This is a genomic window from Marinomonas mediterranea MMB-1, assembly GCF_000192865.1.
Lineage (GTDB): Bacteria > Pseudomonadota > Gammaproteobacteria > Pseudomonadales > Marinomonadaceae > Marinomonas > Marinomonas mediterranea.
This window is the reverse complement of record NC_015276.1, coordinates 1,749,777-1,774,565: the sequence shown is the minus strand read 5'-3', so window position 1 is coordinate 1,774,565 and position 24,789 is coordinate 1,749,777. Positions and strand designations below refer to the sequence as shown.

At 43.0% G+C, this 24,789-nt stretch carries 17 protein-coding genes and 1 tRNA gene; 12 read left to right on the top strand and 6 right to left on the bottom strand.

From position 1 onward, the window contains the following. Positions 1-174 precede the first annotated feature (174 nt). The 3 genes from MARME_RS08050 to MARME_RS08040 all read left to right on the top strand — a co-directional run bounded on the left by MARME_RS08050 (position 175) and on the right by MARME_RS08040 (position 3,134). Positions 175-963: a glycoside hydrolase family 25 protein gene (locus MARME_RS08050; protein WP_013660756.1), complete on the top strand. Its 789-nt coding sequence runs from the start codon at positions 175-177 to the stop codon at positions 961-963. A 58-nt stretch (positions 964-1,021) separates the two neighbouring features. After that, positions 1,022-1,930 carry a hypothetical protein gene (locus tag MARME_RS08045; RefSeq protein WP_013660755.1) on the top strand — a complete coding sequence of 303 codons (909 nt, stop codon included), beginning with the start codon at positions 1,022-1,024 and terminating at the stop codon, positions 1,928-1,930. Between the two features lie 226 nt (positions 1,931-2,156). After that, complete coding sequence (locus tag MARME_RS08040) at positions 2,157-3,134, top strand: IS110 family RNA-guided transposase (protein ID WP_013660754.1); 978 nt, start codon at positions 2,157-2,159, stop codon at positions 3,132-3,134. Between the two features lie 275 nt (positions 3,135-3,409). Here MARME_RS08040 and MARME_RS08035 read toward each other — a convergent pair whose 3' ends face one another. From MARME_RS08035 to MARME_RS08020, 4 genes are all read right to left on the bottom strand, one after another. Further along, positions 3,410-4,411, bottom strand: a complete 1,002-nt coding sequence (locus tag MARME_RS08035) for a DNA-processing protein DprA (protein ID WP_049787761.1) — start codon at positions 4,409-4,411, stop codon at positions 3,410-3,412. A gap of 11 nt (positions 4,412-4,422) precedes the next feature. After that, positions 4,423-6,543, bottom strand: coding sequence for a RecQ family ATP-dependent DNA helicase (locus MARME_RS08030; RefSeq protein ID WP_013660752.1), 2,121 nt, complete (start codon positions 6,541-6,543; stop codon positions 4,423-4,425). A 440-nt stretch (positions 6,544-6,983) separates the two neighbouring features. Beyond that, complete coding sequence (locus tag MARME_RS08025) at positions 6,984-8,039, bottom strand: hypothetical protein (RefSeq protein WP_013660751.1); 1,056 nt, start codon at positions 8,037-8,039, stop codon at positions 6,984-6,986. Positions 8,040-8,980: 941 nt separating this feature from the next. After that, positions 8,981-10,213, bottom strand: a complete 1,233-nt coding sequence (locus tag MARME_RS08020) for a BaiN/RdsA family NAD(P)/FAD-dependent oxidoreductase (RefSeq protein ID WP_013660749.1) — start codon at positions 10,211-10,213, stop codon at positions 8,981-8,983. Positions 10,214-10,597: 384 nt separating this feature from the next. On the opposite strand from MARME_RS08020, the gene MARME_RS08015 reads away from it, so the two are divergent. The 8 genes from MARME_RS08015 to MARME_RS07980 all read left to right on the top strand — a co-directional run bounded on the left by MARME_RS08015 (position 10,598) and on the right by MARME_RS07980 (position 22,701). Further along, positions 10,598-11,167 carry a hypothetical protein gene (locus MARME_RS08015; protein WP_013660748.1) on the top strand — a complete coding sequence of 190 codons (570 nt, stop codon included), beginning with the start codon at positions 10,598-10,600 and terminating at the stop codon, positions 11,165-11,167. A 167-nt stretch (positions 11,168-11,334) separates the two neighbouring features. After that, entirely contained in the window at positions 11,335-12,630 is a 1,296-nt protein-coding gene (locus MARME_RS08010; protein WP_041648419.1) for an imelysin family protein, read from the top strand. Positions 12,631-12,830: 200 nt separating this feature from the next. After that, positions 12,831-14,240 carry a di-heme oxidoreductase family protein gene (locus MARME_RS08005; RefSeq protein WP_013660746.1) on the top strand — a complete coding sequence of 470 codons (1,410 nt, stop codon included), beginning with the start codon at positions 12,831-12,833 and terminating at the stop codon, positions 14,238-14,240. Between the two features lie 2 nt (positions 14,241-14,242). Then, positions 14,243-15,322 (top strand): imelysin family protein, encoded by a 1,080-nt coding sequence (locus MARME_RS08000; RefSeq protein WP_013660745.1) that lies wholly within the window; start codon positions 14,243-14,245, stop codon positions 15,320-15,322. A gap of 5 nt (positions 15,323-15,327) precedes the next feature. Next, the gene (locus tag MARME_RS07995) at positions 15,328-16,479 is read left to right on the top strand and encodes a DUF1513 domain-containing protein (protein WP_013660744.1); all 1,152 of its coding nucleotides are present in this window, start codon (positions 15,328-15,330) and stop codon (positions 16,477-16,479) included. 102 nt (positions 16,480-16,581) lie between these two features. Next, positions 16,582-18,849, top strand: coding sequence for a putative bifunctional diguanylate cyclase/phosphodiesterase (locus tag MARME_RS07990; protein WP_013660743.1), 2,268 nt, complete (start codon positions 16,582-16,584; stop codon positions 18,847-18,849). A 228-nt stretch (positions 18,850-19,077) separates the two neighbouring features. Beyond that, a complete protein-coding gene (locus MARME_RS07985; protein ID WP_013660742.1) occupies positions 19,078-21,312 on the top strand; it encodes a lipase in 2,235 nt (744 codons plus the stop codon). Positions 21,313-21,366: 54 nt separating this feature from the next. Next, positions 21,367-22,701 (top strand): OmpP1/FadL family transporter, encoded by a 1,335-nt coding sequence (locus tag MARME_RS07980; RefSeq protein ID WP_013660741.1) that lies wholly within the window; start codon positions 21,367-21,369, stop codon positions 22,699-22,701. A gap of 120 nt (positions 22,702-22,821) precedes the next feature. Here the strand turns inward: MARME_RS07980 and MARME_RS07975 are convergent, their stop codons facing one another. After that, entirely contained in the window at positions 22,822-23,067 is a 246-nt protein-coding gene (locus MARME_RS07975) for a hypothetical protein (protein WP_013660740.1), read from the bottom strand. 171 nt (positions 23,068-23,238) lie between these two features. Beyond that, positions 23,239-23,315, bottom strand: a tRNA-Asp gene (locus MARME_RS07970). Between the two features lie 374 nt (positions 23,316-23,689). On the opposite strand from MARME_RS07970, the gene MARME_RS07965 reads away from it, so the two are divergent. After that, positions 23,690-24,697 carry a helix-turn-helix transcriptional regulator gene (locus tag MARME_RS07965; protein ID WP_013660739.1) on the top strand — a complete coding sequence of 336 codons (1,008 nt, stop codon included), beginning with the start codon at positions 23,690-23,692 and terminating at the stop codon, positions 24,695-24,697. Positions 24,698-24,789 lie beyond the last annotated feature (92 nt).

The window sequence follows — 24,789 nt, the reverse complement described above, 5'->3', positions numbered from 1 at the left end:
CAAGATGAAAACATCCTCACTCACCCAGCTACATTACGCTTGTACAAACATAATGTAGCTGTTGATCAAGATACAAGATGAAAAAAGCAGAGATCTATTTTCATCTGACCCTAATTCTTTTAATCTAACTATCTTAGAATGGGCTGAAACACTCTTTTAAGGATGAAACGCTTTATGAAAGAGCAATTCGATAAGTATATAGAGTACTTGCCGTTCGTCATTTTAATGGCGTTTATTGTATGGCGGCCGATGTTTGATTTTGCTACGCCGTCGGGCGAGCACGTATCCGCAACAAAACAGTCTTTAAAAGAACAGCCTCTTGCCGCGCAGTACATTAAGCATGGTGGTGATTCATCCCACAAGGTACACGGCATCGATGTTTCTTACGATCAGGGTGTTATTGATTGGACAAAAGTCTTAGAAACGGATGTGGCCTTTGTGTATTTAAAGGCGACGGATGGTATGACTTATACCGACCCTATGTTCCATCGTCATATGACGGCTCTCGCTAAGCAAGATACGCTGTTGTATGGCGCGTATCACTTCTTTGAAGCGGAAGATGATCCAGAGAAGCAAGCCGAAAACTACCTTCGTCAAGTGTCTGAATATTCCCCTCATTTGTTGCCAATGGTGGACGTCGAAGTCACCGAACATCAAGACCCAGAAGAGATTAAGAAAAGGCTAAAAGTCTTTTCCGATAAAGTGGAAGCGGCAACAGGCTGTTTGCCTATGATTTATTCGTATCGTAGTTTCTGGGATCTCGATATTGGGCCAAGTTTTGATCATCATGTATTTTGGTTGGCTGACTACGCAAAGAAGATGGATGCGCCAAAAAACGTGAAGAATTTAACCTTGTGGCAATACAGTGACCGAGGTTCAGTGAAGGGGATTACGGGGCCGGTTGATCTGGATGTGGTAACGCGTGGTGACAATGGCTTGGACGACATCCGCTGTGCCAAATAATATCCAGAGCGAACAAGTACACGAGAGTACAAAATAATACGAGCAGAGGGACGGATACGTGTCTAAAACAGAATTTTCTCAGTCTATGCATCGGTACGTTGGACAAAACAAATTCACGTTACTCAAGCTAGTCGCCTTGGTTGCATTTCTATTGTTGTTGCAATTCAATCAGCTCGTCTTTCTTGCAGATTGGTTCAAGATGTCGTCGCTTTATCTTCATAATCAGAGTTATTTGAGTTCCGTTCGAGCCGTGGCGAATACCGATATTCTGAACTTTACCGAGCTTTTAGCGGTTACTGAGATTGCGAGTAGCTCGACGGTTGGGGTGTCTTTCTTTGCGTCTTTTAATGTCGATATTGGTAATGTATTACAGAGCTTCGCTTCTTTGCTGGAGCAGGGCATCGGTGTTCAACTTGCTTCACTCGCGGCGCTCGAAATACTGGCGTTATTGAATGACCTTTCGTATTGGGTAAGCCCTTTGTTATTTAAGCTCGTGCTGTTAACGAGCATTTTATATTACGTTGCAAAATTGCTTTTACGGTCGCAGAGCATTTCTTCAACCTTGTATCATGTCGGAAAAGTGGCGGTTGCCATGTTCTTATTGGCGCACATTGCGTTACCGTACAGCATTCATCTTTCCTCACTGGTAAGCCAAGAACTCACACAAGAGAAAAGGCAAAACCTGTCTAACGTGTTACAGAATACGCACAATGAATTAGTTTCACATAAACAGCACACAGATTTTAAAGAACATGCTGAAGACAGTCTGCATTATCTTAAATCCATGACGAGAAAACACATTACCCACAAAGTATCGACCGTATCCAAACACGTTTTTACCAGCATCGCACTTAACGTCTTTGATTTGCTTATCATGCCAATACTTTTGCTGGTTTTGTTGTATAAAGGCTGTATGCGGATCATACCAGTGAATGAAATATACAGGGATGCAAAATCTGCTCTATAGACAGAATAGGAGAATTAGGGTCAGATGAAAAAAGTAGAGATTTTTTCATCTTGTATCTTGATCAACAGCTACATTATGTTTGTACAAGCGTAATGTAGCTGGGTGAGTGAGGATGTTTTCATCTTGGGTGATTCAACCTGTGGGTCAGATTATTCCCTCACCTTCTTGTTTCTTACTGGACGGTATCTTAGGCATTCAAAGCCTGTATTCACAAGGTTAGTAAAACATGAATCAATCCATCACCTCCACTCTCGGCATCGATATTTCAAAAAAGAAATTTGATGTAGCGCTCCATTTACCTTCTGGAAAATGGAAACATAAAGCGTTCACAAATAACCGTGAAGGCTTCCAAAAACTTACTCATTGGCTAAACCAGCTTGATGTCGAACAGACACATGCTTGCATGGAAGCCACCAATGTTTATGGAAATGCGTTAGCTGAGTACTTGTATGATCAAAACCATAAGGTTAGCGTCGTCAATCCAACTCGAATAAAAGGTTTTGCGCAAAGTGAGCTGCTGCGTATAAAGAATGATAAACAAGACGCTGCGCTCATCGCTCGGTTCTGTGAATCACTTTTACCTGATCTTTGGCAGCCGGAACCCCTTAGTACTCGGCAGCTAAAAGCGATGGTTAGACGGCTCGATATGCTGATTGATATGAGGCAACAAGAAGTAAATCGACTCGACGTCTCTGATGAGGTTGTGCAAGGCGATATTCACCAGCATATTAAAGAGCTAGAACAACGCATCAACAACATACGTGGCGAGATTGAAGACCATATTAATCTTGATCCAGATTTGAAGAGAAAGAAAAAACTCTTGCTCTCAATTCCAGGCATTGGTGCGAAGACAATGGCAACGGTGTTATCTTATTTTTCGGCTATTCACAAGTTTGCCAGTGCTAAGAAGTTAGCCTCATTTTGCGGGGTTGCACCTCGTGAGTACCAATCGGGAACCTCAATAAAAGGTCGGGGGCCGATGTCAAAGATAGGTTCAGCACATTTACGAAAATCGCTTTTTCTTCCAGCAATGGTGGCACTAAAATATAATCCAGCCCTTAAAGGACTGAAAGAGCGACTCAGTAAGAAAGGCAAAACCAAAATGGTGATCATCGGCGCAGCGATGCGTAAGCTAATTCATATCATCTATGGCGTACTTAAAAGCAATGAACCTTTTGACAAAAATAAAGTGTTCAATGCTTGAAATTCAAGACGGTATCTGACCCTGATTCTCATGCATGATAACCGACGACATTACTGGCTTCTTCTGACGTGTTCACTCATCTATTTTGAAGTGAAAATTTAGCCTATTAAATTAGTCCTGAACCTCTGCGTTTTACTTGAAGTGGGGAGTCATACCAACGCCGCAACAAAAGGCGAACGTTAGCGAGTCCAGCCCACAGCTTTTCGTGGGCGATTTTTAATTGCTTTGTTATGTGAGAACTTACGCATTTTTAGCTAAGCTGGTTGTATCTTAAATTATTCAAATAAATTTAAGCTATTGGATGGAGAATTATTTGACTCAGGTGCCGGTACTTTACTAAGTACTTCAGCTAGCCATGCCTCTGAGGTTTTCTGCAACTCAAACGAATAAGCTCCATGAGCTAATAATGCAATGTTGCCACTGGCGTTAGATCGACGATTTACAAACAATGGAACCCAGTTATTTTCATTGTTTTCTTTGGCTCCAGCCCAAGTACCGCCTTTACCTTCATCAGCCCTGACGACTAGGGCTGAGCTTGCAGTAGTATAAATGTACTTATTACGAGCCATTGCATTACCAACACTGAAGCCTGCTTCAGGATAAAAACTTGAAATTAAAACCAGCTTTTTACTTTGAAGGTATTTGCGCCATTTACTTGCTGTGGCCGCCTTTAAAAGGCTATCTGCCATAATACCAATAGCTGTGCCACCCGCACTAAGTGAGGACAACATGGCTGTTTCATCTACGCCTTGTGCTGCACCGGATACGATATTGATATTCTCTTTCGCTGCTTGTATTGCGATGTTTTTAGTAAACTCTTCGTCAATCTCATCAATACCGCGCGAGCCGATAACGGCTAAGCCACCTTGCTGAAGTAATCCTTTATTACCCACACCAAAGAATACCGGCGGTGAAATATAACGAAGCTGCTTTTTAAGTAGCTGTGGGTACACACTGTCTTGTCTGGTAATGACCCAAACACCTGCACGTTGCCATTTTTCTAGAGCTAACCCCATAGCAGCTTTACGACCTAATATCTCCGATAGACGATCAGCCGTAATTTTACCTTTAGGATCTTTCCATTTAGACAACACCTCATCAAATTGATGAAACAACGAACTAGGCGTGTAATTAAACTCATGTAGCCAGCGAGCAAAACGGCCATACTCTATTGCCGTTAATGGGCGAGCCTCACCTTTTTTAGGTTTACTAAAAAAGGTTGATAGCAGTAAAACCGCTTGTGTATTTTCATTATATAGGTTGTTTTGAGTATTCAATTTATCACTCTTTAATTTGATTTCGTTGACATAACAGCCATAGGAAATACTGGACCACATCCTTCACGTCTCAACAATGCCGCAATTACCGCAAATGTCCAACCTGAATCTGACGCATCATCAATCAGTAATACCGGTTCGCCTTCACGTACATTTTTTACTACAAAAGCACCATCAAGGTTTTTACAACGAAAATCACTATTTTCCATCCGTTTTTGTGGTGCTGTATCTTCTACTTTTATTACTGCTTCAACGCACTCTAAGCCAAGCTTTTGTGCTATTAACCCAGCAAAGCCTTTGACTAACTCAGGATAGTTTTGTGATGGCACATAAGTCACCCAGGTCGGCATAGGATCCGGCTGCCAACGATTGTTGATCATTGCAACGCAGGCGTCTGCTATTCTAGGGTCAAAAGCATGCGCTCGTTTGCCAGCAGCGGCTATTTCTCCCCAGCCAGCCTCTCCCCAATGACATAAAGCAGCGCCAGACTCGTGCTCTAAAGTATCTAATCGATATGGAAAATCATATTTTGGGAACCTAGTTGTCGCTTGAGCCTGCCCATTGCCGACTTGTTTTTTCGGAGGAATATCAATCATTGTATTCCCTAAAAATTCAACTGCTCGTTGCCCAAGTTCCTGAGGGTATGTCGCTTCAAACGCATTATCAGGGTCACAGTTTGCACATTTTCTGCAAGGTGAAGCAAGAGAATCGTCAAGTGCAGAGGCTAATACTTGCATTAAACATTGGCCACTTTGGAGATAGTCTTGAATTTCTTGCCACTCACCTGTTTTTCTATTTGATAAACGTTGGATCATTTCTGTGGGTAATGAATAAGCATTTATTGTCCGCTTATACAAAGGGCCCTCTTTAACAATTGGTGTTGGATATTCTGCTTGCAAAAATTTAAGCGCTGCTTCTATTTTCATTGGCGCATGATTAAGCTGTGCTTCTAAATCAGCTTTTTTAAGCCCGTCACAACTGTCTTCTTCTAGCAGATCAAGTAAGTCTCGTACTAGCTCTTCTTTAGGGAAGGCCTCTCTAATAAAGTAGTTTTGGATTTCTTCGTCTTCATCGCCAGAAAGCAATACACCATAAGCATCATTAATACTTCGGCCCGCACGGCCTACTTGTTGGTAATAGCTAACAACTGATCCCGCACTTTGATAGTGAATGACGAAGGCCAAATTACCTTTATCAAAGCCCATCCCCAGAGCTGACGTACTAACTAAAACTTTTATTTCGTCATTTAGTAATTGTTGCTCTAATTGCTCACGTTTTAACGTACTCTCTGCTTTAGTAAGCCTTGGAATTGAGCCTGCATAACCTTCTGCGGCTATACCGCAACTTCGGAGCCATGCTGCAACAAGGAAGGCGTCATTGATAGTTGTAGCGTAAACGATGCCAGTACCATCAATTTTCGGAATTGTATGGGCAAGCCAAGCCAAACGCTTTGAGCGTTTATCTAGATGTATATTTTGAAGATGAATTGATTCTCGTGTTAGTTGCCCACGCAGCAAATACACCTGTTGTCCTTCAACATGTAGTTGTTCAACAACATCTGTAACAACTCGTTCTGTAGCTGTTGCAGTTGTTGCTAATACTGGTGTATCAGCAATGTTCCCAAGTACTCTTGAGATACGTCGATAATCAGGCCTAAAATCATGCCCCCAGTCTGAGATACAATGCGCTTCATCTATAACAAAGAAGCCAGGGTTAGATGGTATTATTACGTTATCTATAAACTCTTGGTTAGCCAGTTGTTCAGGCGCAATAATTAATGCATCTAGTTTGCCGGCTAAAAATCGATCTTTATTAACATCATTTTGTTCTCGTGTTTGAGATGAGTTAACAGTACCGAGAACCACCCCATATTTTGCTGCAGATTCTATTTGGTTACGCATTAAGGCCAATAAAGGGGAAATAATAATAGTCGGGCCATGCCCTTGCTCACGCATCATCTTGGTTGAGATAAAATAAACCGAACTTTTACCCCAGCCAGTTCTTTGAACACAAATTAAACGAGAGCGTTGATTTACTATTGCATCAACAGATTCCCACTGATGCTCATGAAAGTTAGCGATTGGGCTGCCAACACCTTCCCTCAATAACTCCAGCGCTCTCTGCTGACTCATGTGTAATCCTTTCTCAATTTTTAACTATTTAATGCCTATGAAAAAAACTTAAGCTATCCGCACTGCCGATACATAGACATAGTGACTCCCCACAAGAGCTAGTCTCCAATTCCGTGGGTTAGTGTCAAACCAGAGCCATAATTAGTGTTTATACAACTAAATGATGGAGGCTAGTATGTCTGACCATAGCATATTATTTATCGGTTTGGACACTCACAAAGGGGTTGTCGAAATCGCTTATATTGAAGACTAACAGGCAGCATGACAACCCACGACATTATTAGCTTCTAATCATCTACTTTAAAGTAAAAATTTAGCCTATTAAATTATGCCTGCACCTCTGAGCTTTACTTGAGGTGGAAAATCATACCACCCCCCATAACACCAGTTCATTTGAGGTGCGGCGTAAATTGATCCGAGTGCTTGCGATTGTTATACAGTTACTCAACTCCTATAATTTTGAGCAACTTTCTAGGGTTTATTGCAATTGGCCCAATACTATATTCTTTAATAGAGACGGCACCATCAAGAATATCAACCCTGCTGTTTTGCATACTTTCTAACAATAATTTTTTATGGTTTACTGCTTCTAGCTCGGTTTTTAATTTATCATTAGCTAGGCTCTGAAGTTCGATTACAGATTTCTTCATTTCCAGCTGCTGCTCAAAAAATGAAACCTGCTGCTGGAGTGACTGTATAAATATTCTTGTTTCAATATCCGTTTTATCTGTTTTTGCAGGAAGGTACTCAGAATAAGGTAATGACAAGTAAAGATAGAGGGCTCTTTCAATTTCATCTTTAAGCTGGCCATCATTCTTTGGTTCAATAGTAAGAAAAGTATGCTCGCCCTTGTTTTCAGCAGACACGCTGGCCTCAATACCAATGCTTTCTAGTAGTTCCCCAAACCATAAAACATATTGGGAGCATACTGTTTCAAATCCTTTAGGAAAATTAAATATCTTAGAAACCAGACCAGAATGTGATTCCTTTATTAACTCATTCTCTAGCTTTAGATATTCTGACCTAGCAATGGTTGCAAATCCTTCGATTGCATGAATTATTATGCTTGATTCTATCTCTGTATGAACATTGATGGACACTTCATATTCATCATGAGTAACATCGACTCTATAACCAAGGTCTTGCAGTCTTCTTTTATAAAGTTCGACCAAAGAAAAAACTTTAAAGGGGTTTTGCCATTCTTTATATTCAAAAGTGATCGAGTAGCTTGCACTCAGCAAGCCATCTTTTTTAAACAAACCTATCCAGCTTAAATTATTAAAAGCTTCAGACTTATAGAACTCGTGAAAACCTAGACCATCAGGAAATTCATCAGATGAAGAGTTAGATAGCTGATTAATAATGTAATCTCCGCTGCCACCAGGCTCCCAAAAGAAACAATACTCTTCTGATTGATCTTTAGTAATCTTGTCATACAAGCCATTATTTAGATAAATGTGGAGGTCATCATCAACGATTTCAAACTTAATGCTCAAATCTCTCTCCGTGTATAACAATTAAGGGTTATACGGCGCACAGCCGCAGTTATAACCATCTGTTGAACTGCCGCGACTGTATATAGGGAATTTGCTTTTTTCATGATATGACCTCCCTGTGTCTTTGCGGTGTGTTTTCGAGTGCTCTTTGTCCTTAAGTCAGGCTAAGAAGACTCTTTTTGATCGTTTTTTATCATCTATCTTTGTAGTTTTACCCAGATCCTAGGTGATTGGCAAGCCTAACCAGTAGGAACATTGACCTGTTCCGTTTGATGTGTTTTTCGATTGAGGTGCGGGCTTCGTTGTTGAGAACGTAGTGGCGATTGGAGGTATGCTCGCTTGCAGTGCAAGTTATGTAGGTTTGTGCAAGTAATTGACCCCATCCTAACCTTCCCCTTGGTAAGGGGAAGGAATCTGAGATTTTTTCAGCTAAGGCAATGAGTTAACTGATTTAATATCGGTTAGTTCCGCAAGTACAATGTCTGTGCAAGTAATTGACCCCATCCTAACCTTCCCCTTGGTAAGGGGAAGGAATCTGAGATTTTTTCAGCCAAGGCAATGAGTTAACTGATTTAATATCGGTTAGTTCCGCAAGTACAATGTCTGTGCAAGCAACTGACCCCATCCTAACCTTCCCCTTGGTAAGGGGAAGGAATCTGAGATTTTTTCAGTTAAGGCAATGAGTTAACTGATTTAATATCGGTTAGTTCCGCAAGTACAATGTCTGCGTAAATAATCGACCCCATCCTAACCTTCCCCTTGGTAAGGGGAAGGAATCTGAAATTTTTGCGGTTAAGGCAATGAGTTAACTGATTTAATATCGGTTAGTTCCGCAAGTACAATGTCTGCGCAAGTAATCGACCCCATCCTAACCCTCCCCTTGGTAAGGGGAAGGAAATTGAGACTTTTTTAGTCAAAGTAATGCTTGCAATCGACTGACTCTAAACAAACTGCGCTGCCGCAAAGCCACTTGCCCAAGCCCATTGGAAGTTGTAGCCGCCTAGCCATCCAGTGACATCTAGGACTTCACCAATGAAGTAGAGTCCTTTTTGTTTTTGTGATTCGAAGGTTTTCGATGACACTTCGTTGGTATCGACGCCACCTAGGGTCACTTCTGCGGTGCGGTAGCCTTCGGTGCCGTTGGGTGCAACGTCGAAGTTTGATAAGTAGTGCACTAGGCTCTCTAGCTGTTCGTTGGAGACTTGTGCGAACTTTTGGCTTAGCCAGGTTAGTTCGGTTCGCATGAGTTCAACAAGGCGTTTAGGAAGTTCGTTCGCGAGGTAGTTTTCTACGGTCTTTTTGGGTTGCTCTTCACGCGTTTTAACAAGTGATTCTAGCGTTAGTTCAGGTGCGATGTGAATTTTCAGCGGTTCACCCGGTTGCCAGAAGTTGGTGATTTGTAATATTGCGGGGCCGCTGACTCCTCGGTGGGTAAAGAGCATGGGCTCTTTAAAGACGGTTCCACCTGCGGTTGCTTCTATGTCACACGCGACACCGGACAATTCCGCTAGCTGTGCTTTGCGATCAGGTTGTGCGGTGATCGGCACTAAACTCGCTCGTGTTGGGTAGACACTGTGCCCGACTTGCTTGGCAATCTCGTAACCGAATCCTGTCGCACCCATTGAGGGAATCGACAAGCCGCCTGTCGCGATGACGAGCGATTCGCACTGTATGTCTGTTTGTGTGTTGTTCTGATTAATGGTGAGCTTTGCGCCTTGTTCTTGCCAGTCGATAGACTTTACGCTGGTATTTAGTCGCAGCTCCGCCCCTGACCATTCCAGCTCTGTTAATAAGATGCTTAGTAGGTCTTTTGCGGAGTCTTTACAAAACAGTTGCCCCGGCGTTTTCTCAACGTAGTCGAGCGCGTGTCGATCTACCAGTTCAACAAAATCACTGGGGGTATAACGCTTTAATGCTGAAATGCAAAAGTGAGGGTTATGACATAGGAAATGTTTGGGTGAGGCATCCATGTTGGTAAAGTTGCAACGCCCTCCTCCTGACATCAGAATTTTCTTACCGGCTTTATTAGCATGATCAAGGACAAGTACTTTTCTTCCTCGATAGGCTGCGTTTGTTCCACAAAATAATCCAGACGCGCCCGCACCGATAATCACAACATCAAACTTTTCCACATAACCCCCAATCTTATTTAAGGCGGCATTATATCGGTTCATACCGACAAAGTAAGCGCAATATCAATAAAAGTGCATTGGTTATGTCGAGATATTGACTAACACTGGATACGCCGTTTTTGGATAAAATGAATGTATCGAGGTATTTGACAGCCGAAAAAAGCCAACGCTTGTGCACAATTTTTCCTCTCTATTACCTTTCCACAAAAGCGGTGAAAAAAATTGTGGGAATCTTTGTTTTTGTTAATTTTTTCAATTACTTAAATTTAATCAAGAGATTTTTTATTTTTTATTTCTACTTATTGACACAGATCGATAGAAAAAATTTTGTAGAAAATATGAACAAATAGGTTGCCAAACAACACTGTATAAAGCTACAGTACTGTATATCCAAACAGTATTTATATTTTGTCGGTGAGGTTTGTAATGTCTAGCATGATCCATTTACCCAAAGTAAAAACGTCTCTTCTTCTCGTTGCTCTTATTGCTGCGCTTTATGCACCGGTAAAAGACTTAATTAAATTTGGTCGTACACAGGTCGCGACGGAGAACATTTCGTTAGGAAGTATTTCGTTTGGTAACTCTTACCCTTGGCAGTCCGCTCAAAATGTTGGGTTTGTAAAAGCTGCAGCCTCGCTTTCTTCCCCTCAAAAGATCTTTACTAAGTTGGTATTCGAAAATCCAACGAGCGAGGTCGTCACATATCGAAAAGTTTGGTTGACGTTTACCCATGAAAACGGTGCAGAAGAATACACAACAGATTATTCACTTTACGATCCTAACACTCGCCAACGTCTGATCGGCCAAAGTGTCGAAGTGGGCCCGAATAGCAAAGTAGAAGTCTTGGCTGCGTACCGTTTTATCCCAGGTTATCGTTCTGGAAAACCTGAATCTGTTTCTATTTCTTGGGAGAAGGAAAACAAAATGCGCGGCACGGCATGCGACTATTCCCTTCCTCAAAATGCGATGAGCAGTTTTAATAAGCAGTGTTTATAGGACATTCTGCAGTTTTGGAGTTCATATACGCAAAGTATAAATAATATTTATTCGCGATATCATTTCTTAACACTTTAGCTCAAATTGAAAGGATCAAATTATTGATAATCGTTTTCATTTTGAATACTATGGCTGAACAATTAAGCCAATGGAGCGCAAAAAGTATTATGAAAAAGCTAATTACTCCGGTTGCTGCCTGTGTAGCGGCTGCATTACTTACAGCCTGTGGTAGTCAATCTCTAACGGACTCGTCTAAATCAGTCAGTGCAGAAGCGGTTGTTACTCAGTATGCAGATATCGCTGAAGCAATCTACGGCGACTCGTTAATGACAGCGAAGACGTTACAATCTGGTGTTAATGCTTTCCTTCTTGATCCTACCGAAGCAAACCTTCAAAAAGTAAAAGACGCTTGGATTGCCTCTCGCGCTCCTTACCAACAAAGTGAAGTTTACCGTTTTGGTAACGCGATTGTGGACGACTGGGAAGGCAAGGTAAACGCTTGGCCTTTAGATGAAGGGTTAATCGACTATGTTGACTCTGAATCTTACGGTTCTGAATCTGACGTTAACGACCTTTACACTGCCAACGTAATTGCCAACACTTCTTTGATGATTGGCGGCGAAAAAGTTGATACCACATACATTACGCCTGCTTTGATCAGCGATGTACTTCAAGAAGCAGACGGCGTTGAAGCAAACGTTGCCAGCGGTTACCACGCGATTGAATTCCTTCTATGGGGCCAAGATCTTCACGGTACTAACCCAGGCGCGGGTGAGCGTAAAGCGACTGATTTCGATCTTGCTAACTGTACAAATGGCAACTGTGATCGCCGTCGTGATTACCTAAAAGCAGCGACTGATCTTTTGGTTTCTGACCTTGAAGAGATGGCAGCTAACTGGAAAGTTGGCGGCGCGGCGCGTGCAGAACTTGCTGAAAAAGGCACAGACGGTGGCCTAGCAACCATGCTAACAGGCATGGGTAGCTTGGCGTATGGCGAGCTTGGTGGCGAACGTACTAAACTTGGCCTAATGCTTCACGATCCAGAAGAAGAACATGATTGCTTCTCTGATAACACGCACTGGTCTCACTACTACGATGCAAAAGGCATTGAGAATGTTTACTTGGGCAAATATCAACGCGTTGACGGTTCTTGGGTAGAAGGTCCTTCTCTTTCTAACCTTGTTGCTAACAAAGACGCTGCGCTTGATGTAAAAATGAAAGCTCAGCTAACTAAGACCGACGCAGCGGGCAAAGCAATGACAGAAGCTGCGGCTCAAGGTCAAACCTTTGATGTTCTGATCGCAATGAACAATGAGGCAGGTAACGCGATGGTTCAAAACTTCGTTGATCAATTGGTTGCTGAAACACGTGTCACTGAAGACGTTATTCAAACGCTAGGTCTACAAGACATCGCACTTGAAGGTTCTGACAGCTTGGACAATCCAAGCGCAGTCTTTGAGTAAGAAGTAGCGAATAAACAATACGTAATAGCGAATCAATTTTTGCTAATACTATTTTCGAAAAAATATACTTCAAAAGAATATGCTTCGAAAAAATATACTTCGAAAGTAGGACAACTAAACGGGGTTTAGTTGTCCTAATAAACCGTGAGGTTAGACTAATGTCTTCCTCGCGGTTTTGTTGTTTTTAAGTGGACCGTTACATGCACAACCAATGTTTAGATCATTCTCTGTCTCGCCACCTCTATAAACTGAGTGTCGATGCAGTAAGCGTTGCTGCCCCAGCGCTATTGGTTACCTTATCGGCGATGTTATCGTTTTCGGCTAACGCTGAAAAAATGTCTTATACCACTCCGCTTTCTGGATTATCCGCTGAAGAGAAATTAGATTTTGAGCTAGGACGGAGTCTGTTTGAGCGATTCTGGGTCCCATCACCTTCTTCAACCACCGCAAGTGATGGATTAGGGCCTATCTTTAATGCTCGCTCTTGCCACAGTTGTCACATGAATGGAGGTCGTGGTCACGCACCACAAGAAGGTCAGCTTGGCTCTCAAGTCCCCTCTTTTTTTGTTCGCTTAGGCAATAAAAATAGCCCTAAGACAGGAATTCTTGGCGATGCGATGTACGGTCGTCAATTTCAGCAATTAGGGTCGTCTGCGGTGCCTTCCGAAGGCGACTACACCATACATTGGAATACAAAGGTCGAAACTTTTAGTGACGGAACTCAGGTCACGCTTAGAAAGCCCTCTATTAAATGGACAGCGAAACACTATGGCGAGTTTGAGCCAACTACAGGGATCTCTTTACGCGTCACACCACCGCTTGTTGGTATGGGGTTAATCGACGCCATTGATGATGACACCATTTTGGCAAATGAAGATGCCGATGACCAAGACAACGATGGCATCAGCGGAAAAGCCAATTGGGTGTATGAGAATGGAACACGCGTGCTGGGGCGCTTTGGTCATAAAGCGCATGTTTCTGATCTATCCCATCAGAATCAATCTGCGTTTAATGGGGATTTAGGCTTATCCACCCCGTTGTTTCCAGCACCTTCTGGCGGTTGCACACAACAACAAGTTAAGTGCATTAAGGCGCCGAATGGCAACACGCCCCACATTGATAATTTGGAAGTTGGACACCTTCAGGCAGATCGAGTTGACGAGTTTGTCGCGCTGTCTCGTCCACCTGCAATGAGGAACCTAGACAAAGATTGGTTTGTAAAAGGCAAAGCCATTTTTGATAAGCTCGAATGCGGCAGTTGCCACGTTCCTAAGATGACGTCGGGCACAGACGCAAAATACGATGTTTTGAAAAGTCGCCGTTTTTACCCATTTACCGATTTACTCTTGCATGACATGGGACCAGAATTGGCGAACGAATTTCCGGTTTTCAACGCTGAGCCAACAGAATGGCGTACCGCACCACTGTGGGGTATCGGTTTATCGGAAGCCGTATCAGGACGAAAAGGGTTTCTTCACGACGGTCGAGCGGCAACGATTGAAGAGGCTATTTTATGGCATGGAGGCGAGGCTAAGCCTCATAAAGAGGCCTACAAAGAACTTAATAAAGCCGAACGAAATCTATTCATGACGTTTTTGGAGTCGTTATAACCATGTTATTTAGTCGTCAAAAGAACAGGCAGTCTCATGTATTGACCACCGCGCTGACCGCATCTCTTATTTTTAGTACAAACGCGTTTGCTGATGATTGGAAGTCCACTTTATCTGGGATCAAAGAAGATCAAATCGCGCCAAGTTATCAAGCGTTTGCAAACAGCAGTCAGGCTTTATCTAACCGAATTGAAACACTTTGTCAGTCCCCTTCCGCTTCCGCCCTTGCTAAAACTAAAGATCTTTTTGCAGCAAACGTTGATGATTGGCAAGCCATTCAATGGCTGAATTTTGGCCCTGTTACCTATTTCATGCGCTATTACGCGTTCCAGTATTGGCCAGATAAAAAAGGCGTCACTCAACGACAACTACGCACCTTGAAGAAAGATCCTAGCGTAATGGATCAACCTAAATTCTGGAAAGCTGCCAGCATCGCGGTTCGTGGTTTAACAGCAATTGAGTCACTTTTATACCGAGCTGATTTTAACCCTGTGAATAAACCTGCTGATTGCCATTTGTTAGAATCAATCGCGAAGCACCATGCTGAAACCACGCAGTCGGTTTACAAACAATGGAGCGACAGCGCGGTATCTGATTGGGTCTTTATGGAAGAAGGCAGCACAGAGACAGCCGACAAGCTGGCAATGGAGCAAGTGATCCAGCAATGGCTTGAACACATGTCGGTCGTGAAAGATTCAAAACTTGAAACACCAATCGGCTATAAAGGTAAACCTAAGCCTAAATTTGCTGAGTTTTATCGCAGTGACCTTGCACTTGCTTCTATGCGCACTAATTTGACCTCGTATCAAGCTCTGTATCATTCAGGCAACCCGTCTCTCTTTGCTGTAGCACTTGAGCAGAACCCTGAAACGGCAAACGCATTAGATGAGCAGTTGATCAAAAACCAAGAATTGGTAGGTGACCTACCTGATAACTACTTTTCAAATCAGTTATCCCATGAAGAGAAAGTGGCGCTGGCTCGTCCATTGGTGTCGTCGATTTCTCAGTCTCAAACCCTTTTGACAAAGGTTGTGACGGAGTTAGGCTTTCAGATTGGGTTTAATAGCCGCGACGGGGATTAATCGTCATGCTGAATCGACGTAATTTTTTAAAAGGCTGCGCTTTAAATGGCAGCCTTCTCGGGCTCGCTGCACTACCAACCTGGCAAACTGCGTTTGCTTCTATGACCACGGATCAAGAACTGTTTCTTTCCGCTTTTAGTAGACGCAATGCAGAATTAGAACAATCACACTATTTCGGTTTGTTCGACGCTCACGGCAAGATGATCTGGGAAAAAGCGCTACTGGATCGAGCCCATGCTCCGGTTGTTCACCCGACACAAAGCGTGATTGGCATTGTCGCTCGGAGGCCAGGCTATTATATGGACTTTTTCGAGGTGGTTTCAGGCGACCGAATCGCTCGAATCGAGCCAACGGAAAAGCACCATTTCTACGGCCATGCTATTTTCAATAAGACGGGTGACCGTGTTATCTCTCAGGAAAACCACTTTTCTACCGGCGAAGGCCGCATTGTTATTCGAAGCTGGCCCGATGCAAACATTATTGCGGAATACAAAAGTAACGGTATAGGCCCTCATGAATCCGTGCTTTTGGATAACAACACACTTGTCATTGCCAATGGTGGCCTCAAAACGCATCCCGCCCATGATCGCGATGTTTTAAACTTGGATACTATGGCGCCCAATGTCACCTATCTATCACTTGAAGACGGCTCCGTGATTCAGTCCGCCGACAATGGTAAGGATCTTCATCAGTTAAGCATTCGACATTTGGATGTAAATCCGCAAGGTATCGTGGCGCTTGGTTTTCAGTATCAAGGTGAAAAATGGGATCAGGTTCCTTTGGTCGGTATCTCTTCTTTGAATAGCGATAAGATCGAGCATTTGCCCATGCCAGAGGAAATACGACAACGTTTTAAGCAATACTGTGGCAGCGTTTGCTTTGACAAGTCTGGTCAGTTATTAGCTATCAGTACACCTCGTGGAAACTTAGTCGCTTACTGGAATATAAATGAGCGCTCATTTTTGGGCGTAAATAATTGTCGTGATGTATGTGGCGTGAGCCAAACGGACCAAGTCGGTGCATTCATGCTCACTAGTGGAACAGGAAAGCAATGGCTCTCTGCGCCGTTGGATTCAAGCTTTTCTCAATTAAATCATAATGTTGACGTTTCTTGGGACAATCACCTGCGGCAAATAAATTTACATCGCTATGGCTAAAAAAATTGCTCGATATTGATAGTCACGCAGCATTTTTTTCGATATGGTTAGTTTCGCCTTTCTACCGGAAGGCCGATGTTGTTTTAACTTAGCTGTATATAAATGTTTGTCGAGTATCTGAAACGCTTTTTTTTGGTTAATAACCAAGCCCTTCGAAGCCACAATAGTGCGTTCGAAAAAAGTGCCTTACGTATTTTTTTATCTTTTACGTTGGTCGTTTTTGCAGGGCTAAGTATACAAAGCTGGCTATACTGCGACATGAACGAGTCGCTGTGCTATGCCGTTTTAAGCACCCTATCTTTTGGGGTGCTTTGCGCGTTGTTGTATCTTAGCTGCACCAAAACCAAGCTTGCGGCTGGGGGCTTTTGTCTGCTTCTTTTTGGCATCGGTTTGTTTTTCCTATTTGAGGAGAGCGAAGTCGTTGCGTTTAAGTTCGGCATTGTGTCGCTTTACTCTTTGCCGCTTATCATTCGGCTCTTCTTCAGTTTCAGACATGCTCTGGTTGCCAGCCTATTAAATATCGGTACGCTCCTCTATTCGATCAATCTGCTTAATGACAATCTCGTAAGCTTGCCCTTTCAAGTCGCCATTCTATTAAATATACTGGTGTTTGGTTTACTGAATGTGGCGCTTCCGCTTGCTGTCTCGCGGGTTTTATATGCTCTTGAGATTAACGCTCAGCATATGCAGAAAATGTATCATCGCTTGAACCGCAATAACCTGCTTTATGAAGAAATCTTTGAGCACACAGGTACTCCGACACTTTTGTGTGACAAGCGAGGCCGAATCCTTAGGCTGAATAATCAAGCCGGTGAGCTGTTGAGTGCTAAAAATAAAAAGCGACTGGAAGGCTCGTCGATAAATAAATGGTTGGAGCCGATCAGTGATTCGGTCAATCGCTTCTTCTGGCAAAGCAACGCGACAGAGTGCCTCTTAAAAAGTGACAGCAAAATGTCCATTGAAGTACACCGTTCGCAACTGACAAACCACGGACACTATGTTCTTCATCTGCAAAATACGACGCACCTTAAGGCACTAACTCAAGAACTCGAAAGTACGCAGCTAACCAACTCTCGATTATCTCAGCTTGACCTCCTGACACGACTGCCGAATCATTTCTACTTCAGTAAATTGGTAAACGAACGCTTAAAATCACAAAGCAACCATTTTACTGGAGCCATGGTCATCATTAAGATCAGCCAGTTTAAGTTGTTGAATAAACAATATGGCAAAGACAAATCCAACCGTATTATTCTGAATTTCGCTAAATCTCTTCAATCTCGTTTGTCTGACCAAACTATTTTGGCTCGGTTACGTGGCGTTAAGTTTGCGTGCTTCTTACCGCTTGGCCAAACGTATTTAATACAGCGAAACCTATCTACTTTGATCAATTCGGCGCTTCCTAGCCAGCTTCGCATCGATGGTCATCAACTTAATATGGATTATCAAGTCGGCGTTGTGTACTTAAATAACGATGAGTCAACGGCGGAAGACCTGCTTGAGCATTGTGAAATGGCGCTCGAATACTCGACCAGCGCAGACCGCATTGCCTACTACGACAGAGAACTTGAACACAACTTGATGGAAGAGCATCAAATTGGTTTGAAACTTGTTCAAGCGATCCAAAACAACGAAATCGATATCTGGCTACAGCCACAAGTTCATTCTGATGGACAAATCCGCTCCTTCGAAGCCCTTGCCCGTTGGCGTACTGACGATGGCGGTTTTGTTTCTCCCGTGGTGTTTATCAAAATAGCCGAAGATTTGGGCTTATTGCCAAAACTCGCCGAAAACCTCCTTCAAGAACTCGTGTCCATTCTTGCGCAATGGAATGACGAACACATTCAAACGCCTGTTGCTTTTAACCTGGCTGGTCAAGAGTTAATGAACGACGCATTTTTTGCCTTGCTAATGTCGCTCACAGCGGAACACCCTTGGTTAGGTGATATGCTGGAACTGGAAATCACTGAGACCAGTCCAGTGATGACTAATCCACTTATCCATAAGCGTTTAAGAGCTTTATCAAGTTACGGCTACTCCATCGCCATAGACGATTTTGGTACGGGACAAGCCTCTTTAGGTCAGTTAGTCGATATTCCTGCCAATATACTTAAGATCGACCGACGCTTTGTTTCACCGTTGCCACAAGATGTACGTCACATTGATATCGTAAAATCGACGATAACATTAGCGAAATCTTTAAATATGAAGGTGATTGCAGAAGGGATTGAAACCAAGGATCAAGCGACATTATTGACATCACTGGGATGTGACACACTCCAAGGTTATTACTTCGGAAAGCCCTCTCCCATTGAGGAATGGACCGAAAACAGTCATGAGAAAGCCAAAGAACTGCGTATGGTTTACTAAAATGACACACGCAAACCGCCCGAAAACTCGTCCATTCCCACAGGTTACAAGTAGCCTTTTTACTACAATTAATAACGATATTTGATAGTAAAAACGCTCTATATTGTAAATGCAAAAAAATAATTTTATTCCTATACTGCAAGAGTATAAAATCGTTCTTATGAGATACATAAACGTAATATCTCTAATCTCAGCAAACGCAGTATAAAAATAAAAAGAGAGATTAAAATGAAAAAGCCTTTGTTAGCATGCATTATATGCAGCGCTGCCTTACTGACAGCCTGTGACGATAGCGTGATAGACAGTGATTCCATCGATCAATCTGCAACCGACAAAACGGTTGAAGAAACGCCAAAGTCGTATGTTACGTTCGATCCAACGAATGGCAAACTTTCCACTCCCACAGACATCTTAAAAAACTCAACTACCGGTTTACTATCTAACATAACGTCGTCTGGCGATATTTATGATTCATTGAGATCTCTCGACGGCTGGGGCCTTGGCTCTCCTTTTACGGTTGGCGTGTCCTTTCCAAGCAAAACCTATGGGAGCATTACCCTAAAATCGGATTCAGTCGCAGCGGCCGATGCTGTATTGATTCGAGAAAAAGACGGTGGTCGCTTAACCTATGGAACAGACTTCATAACAAAGGCAACATCCTCCGGCGTTACAATTGTTCCGTTGAAAGCGCTTAAAGAAAGCACAACTTATTACGTTGCCGTTTTAGATAATGTTACCGACTCTCTCGGCCGTGCAGTGGAATCATCATCCACTTACACAACGCTAAAAACAACGTTTCAAACCGCACCTACGGCTTTGACTGCGACTCAGACCGCGCTTGCTCAGCTCATACTGAATGCAGAGGGTCAATTCTCAAGTGACGTTAGTAGTGGTGATAGTATTATCTATGCGACTCAGTTTACTACGCAATCGGTCTCACCAGTGATGCAACATGTGATGGATCAGATTGACTCTGCAGCGCCTCAGATAAGCTCAGTGATTGACGTTCAAACCGCATTTGGTCTGAATAACATCACGATCTCGGACAGTAAACTCAGTACATTCCTCGTTGCATCTGGCCGCAGCTCGGCTGAAGCGGCAGCAGCCACTAGCTCCAATGACCCTACGGTTTACTTTGGCAGCCTAACAGTACCTTATTTCTTAGACACGCCAGAGGGTAATTCAACCTGCGAAACACAACTACAGGCAACCAGAACATGTGATGCGATTACCAGTAACTGGAAAGCCTCAGACGGCGGCACACTTAGACCAGCCGATGACAACCCTTTAAAACAGTCTGATGATTCTGTACAGGTGTTTATTACCGTACCAGATGGCACAATGCCAAGCTCTGGCTGGCCTGTTGCATTGTATGTGCATGGTATTACATCGTTCAAAGAAACGGTTGCAGGCATCGCAGGTAACCTTGCAGCACAAGGTATTGCAACGGTTTCAATCGATCTTCCTTTACACGGTGCTCGTAGCGTAGACTACGATAATGATAATGTCTATGACATTTCCGCAACCGATTCTGATAACGGTGGAGCTTATGCCAACGGTTCCTCATTGGTCTTCGCTAATTTAGGTGCATTGAGAACAGTAAGAGACAATCTAAGGCAGTCGATCTCAGATAACTTGTCACTAAGAATGGCATTAACAAATACCAGCTCTTACGCGAGCGGTAGCTTCAACCTTGACGGTAACTCAGTATCACTACTGGGTGTCTCTCTTGGAAGTATCATTGGAACAGGTGTTCTCGGTGCATCAGATGTATTCGATGGCGACCAGTCTAAACTAGATTTCGACTCTGCTGTTTTAACTGTCGGTGGTACTCAAGCGGCACCTATTATGGGGTATTCTAATGAGTTTGGGCCTACCGTAAAAACAGCCCTCAAGGCTAGCGATGGGTTTGCAGAATCTGTTGCGCCATTATTAGGCTACACAGGCACAGAGCTAAAGGCACTTAGAGACGGTACATCAAGTCAAAAAACGACCTATGACAGACTTGCAGAACTCGCCTATTCTAGTTTCCTCAGCTCTTTTGTCGCGGGTGCCCAGCAGGCAATTGACTCCGGTGACTCACTTGCGTGGGCAGCAAATGTGAGTAGCTCTACACCTGTACTGGTCACAGAGATTGTCGGGAACGGAACAAATTTATCAGATCAGGTAGTGCCGAACTCGACATCGTCCAATGGTTTTCCGCTTGGTGGAACCAATGCTTTAATTTCATCACTTGGTCTAACAACATACAGCACAGACCAAACAGGCTCTGCACTGAAGGCAGCAACCAAGTTTTTAGTTGGCCACCATACTTCTCTTCTCAATTCCAGCGAAGTAACAAATGTAACTCAAGATGCTAGCTCAGCACTTGCGGCAACAGTCGAAATGCAGACTCAAGTCATTACATTTCTAAAATCTAACGGCCAGCTTCTAGATATCACTAACTCTAACGTAATCCAGTAAAGGGTGTTGAAATCTATGGATACGCATAATAATCACAAAAATTTGGAGTCTAGAATGCAACTAATATACAAAGCAGTTCCTTGGGCGATTAGAGCATCTTTCATTTCAAGCCTAATGACCTTATCAGGTGCGAGTCTAGCAGCAGGTTTTGCTCTGAACGACCACTCAGCGACAGCATCAGGTAATGCATTGGCTGGCGCAGCCGCTTCTAATACAGATATGTCTTACAGTTTTTGGAACCCTGCGCTTTTCACTAACGCAAAAAAAACCAGTATTTACGTTTCTGGAGCCTACTTGTTACCGGAAATGGACGTCACAGTTAACTCCGCTACTAAACGAACGGGTGAAACAACGACGACTGACATTACAAGTGATGGAAAACCAAGCGGAGACATTGTCGATGAGACCATTATCCCCGCCTTATACTTTGCCATTCCTTTTAAAACAGGAACCGTACTCGGCGTTTCATTAAACGCTCCTTTCGGTTTATCTGGCGAGTATGGCGACGATTGGGCAGGTAGGTACCACTCTGCAAAAACAGGTGTTCAAGATATCGCGCTAAGCTTCTCCATCGCTCAACGGCTCACCAAATGGGCTTCAATTGGGGCAAGCACTCATATACATCAAGCAAATGTAAGGCTTGATGCTGCCGTTACCGATCTAGGCCTTGGTACTGGAGATGGCTACGGAAAACTAGAAGGTGATGATGTTGCCTTAAGTTACAGCGTTGGCTTCATGTTAGAACCTCTCAAAGGTACTCGTTTTGGCGTGGGATATCGAAGCGAAATCGACTTTACGTTTGAAGGCGATGCAGAATATTCGAATATTGACCCAACCGTTGAGTCGACTAGAGATATCGAAAATGCCTACTTGTACGATGAGCTCACTTTCCCATCTGTCTTATCAATCGGCCTAGAGCAAGACTTCGGTTCTAAATTCAAATTGGGCATTTCAGCGATTCGAACAGGTTGGTCAAGCCTAGATGAAATGAGAATTAAGTTTGGTGAAGGTCAAAACCCAGGCCGTCAAGGCGACTCCGTACTGACATTTGATTTTGAGGATCAATGGTTTTACTCAATCGGCGTTTCGTATGACGTGACTGAAAACTTAACGCTTAGAACAGGGATCGCAAAAGATTACTCTCCAGTAAAAGATGAGTATCGCTCAGCACGTACGCCTGATGGCGACCGCGATTGGGTTTCTGTTGGTGGCACCTATCGATTCAGTCCAGATACGTCTCTTGTTTTCGCTTACACTCATGTCGAAGTGGAAGATGTAAACCTTAATCGAACCGGTTCACTTGAAGAAGACTACGTTCGCGGCGCACTGAATGCTGATTACAAATCATCGGCTGAAGTGATATCGCTGGCATTAAACATGGCCTTCTAACGTCAACGGCCTAACTGACACATAAGATAATAAAAAACCGCTCGTATTCTTAAAAATACGAGCGGTTTTTTCGTTTTTAGCGGCTAGTTATCAGCAAAAGATATTCAATTAGAACGCCATTTACGGAAACATTTTATCGAACACGGCACAGTCACTATTGCGAGTGTCGGACTTTAATCGTGCAATCTTGTTTAACAAGTTTTGCGACGTTTCTCTTTGTTTAGCCGAAACGTATTGGTTTTTTGTGTTCTTGGTTAAGCTTTCTATGTATTTGGTTAACTTAGGCGTGCACGAATCCTCTGCATAAGCCGACATACTCAAGCCCATGATGACCGCCACTAGGCTCCATTTTTTAAACAACTTCATATTGGTATACCGTGTAAAATAATCTGTGTTAATTAAATCACAAAACCACGGCGTATTAGACGGTTCAAAAGGAAAAATAATGGATAATTCAATGCGGACTCGTTGATCTAATCTGAGAAGGCGCGAGAAAATGAAAATACATTGATTGGTGCATGAGGATGAAAAAAGAAATGGCGGAACGGACGGGACTCGAACCCGCGACCCCCTGCGTGACAGGCAGGTATTCTAACCAACTGAACTACCGCTCCATTTCTATAGCTTATTTAGAACACGCTATATAAACCATTATGTCTTAAGAACCGCGTTCATAAGATGGTAGGCATTATAGACATATAAATAATAATATCAACAACTTATGACACAAGAGATATTTACACAGCTACTGCACGCTTCAATACAGTGTTAAAGATGGACTCAAATGCTCATTTACCACTCAAGAACGCGGTTTTTCACATCGATTTTTGACTTTTTCTACTTCTTTTTTCGACTTAATAGCCCTTCATAGTCTTGAATCCCCCTGCTCGTAATACCTTATATGTAAAGTTACACAATCAAAGCTATAAAATAATAATAATTCTTATTATCATATATAGGTTAACGTCATGATTGAACGAGGAAGGCCATGATAACTCTTACCGTTGATGAGATTGCAGCGTTTGAACGCGTCAATCTAACCGAAGACAGTTGGGCTCGATGCGTGAGCCATCAGTTTGATGAAGATACACTGATTCACAACACCCACAAACCAGGACTGTATATTTCCGTTATAGGACAATGTCAGGGGCGAACACAGATTGAAGGAATGGATGCTGAACAAGATTTCAGCCATCATTATATGATGGCGCTTCTTGAGGGAGATTGCGACGACCCGATGTTTTTCCCAAAAGGCAGCTGGTTACAAATGCTGTCTATTATGGTGCCGCTGGAAACACTAAACGAACCTCAAATACTACCTCGGTACAAAGCAAAATTTATTCAATCGGTTCCTCAAATACGTCTGGCCGAGCTAGGGTTAGTGCCATTAGACATATTTCGTTGTTGTGACGCTGTTTGGCACTGTAAATATCAAGGTTTAGAAAGAGAGCTGTTTTTGAAAGCCAAAGCACACGAAGTAATGGCATTATTTCTACATCTACGACGTAAGGCTGCGGAGCAGGATGCTATCGACGTTCCCATTTATGACACCTCTCTTTCTGATAGCTCTGTTTATGTCAACTCTGCTTATGACCGTCATAAGCCCCGTCACAAAAAAACCAAACAGTGCCCCCAAACAACCGTTACGCCTCAGGTTCATGCGCGTATGCTTGCTCTCGTAACGACGTTAAGACAGGTTGAAAATACCTTAGATCAAGAGTGGCCGTTAGCAAAAGTAGCTCGTATGGCACAAACAAACGAAGCCTATCTAAAGAGCGATATTAAAGCGTTAGTCGGTACGACATTTCGCCAGTGGCTTATAAAAGCAAGACTAACATTAGCTTGTCGATTGTTGGCCGAAAACATACCCATTAGCGAAGTCGCTCAAACAATTGGCTTCAAGAGCCCCGCATATTTCGCGACCTTATTCAAAAGTGAAATGGGGGTATCTCCTCGCCTGTATCGAGAATCGCTTACCCATCCAGTTCAATCATAAAAACGACTTTCCTATTTGTATTTCGCTATTTGAATTCCGCTTTCCGTTAATAATATTCCGCTTATCAAAAACTCACTTTCCCGCTTTCTAGT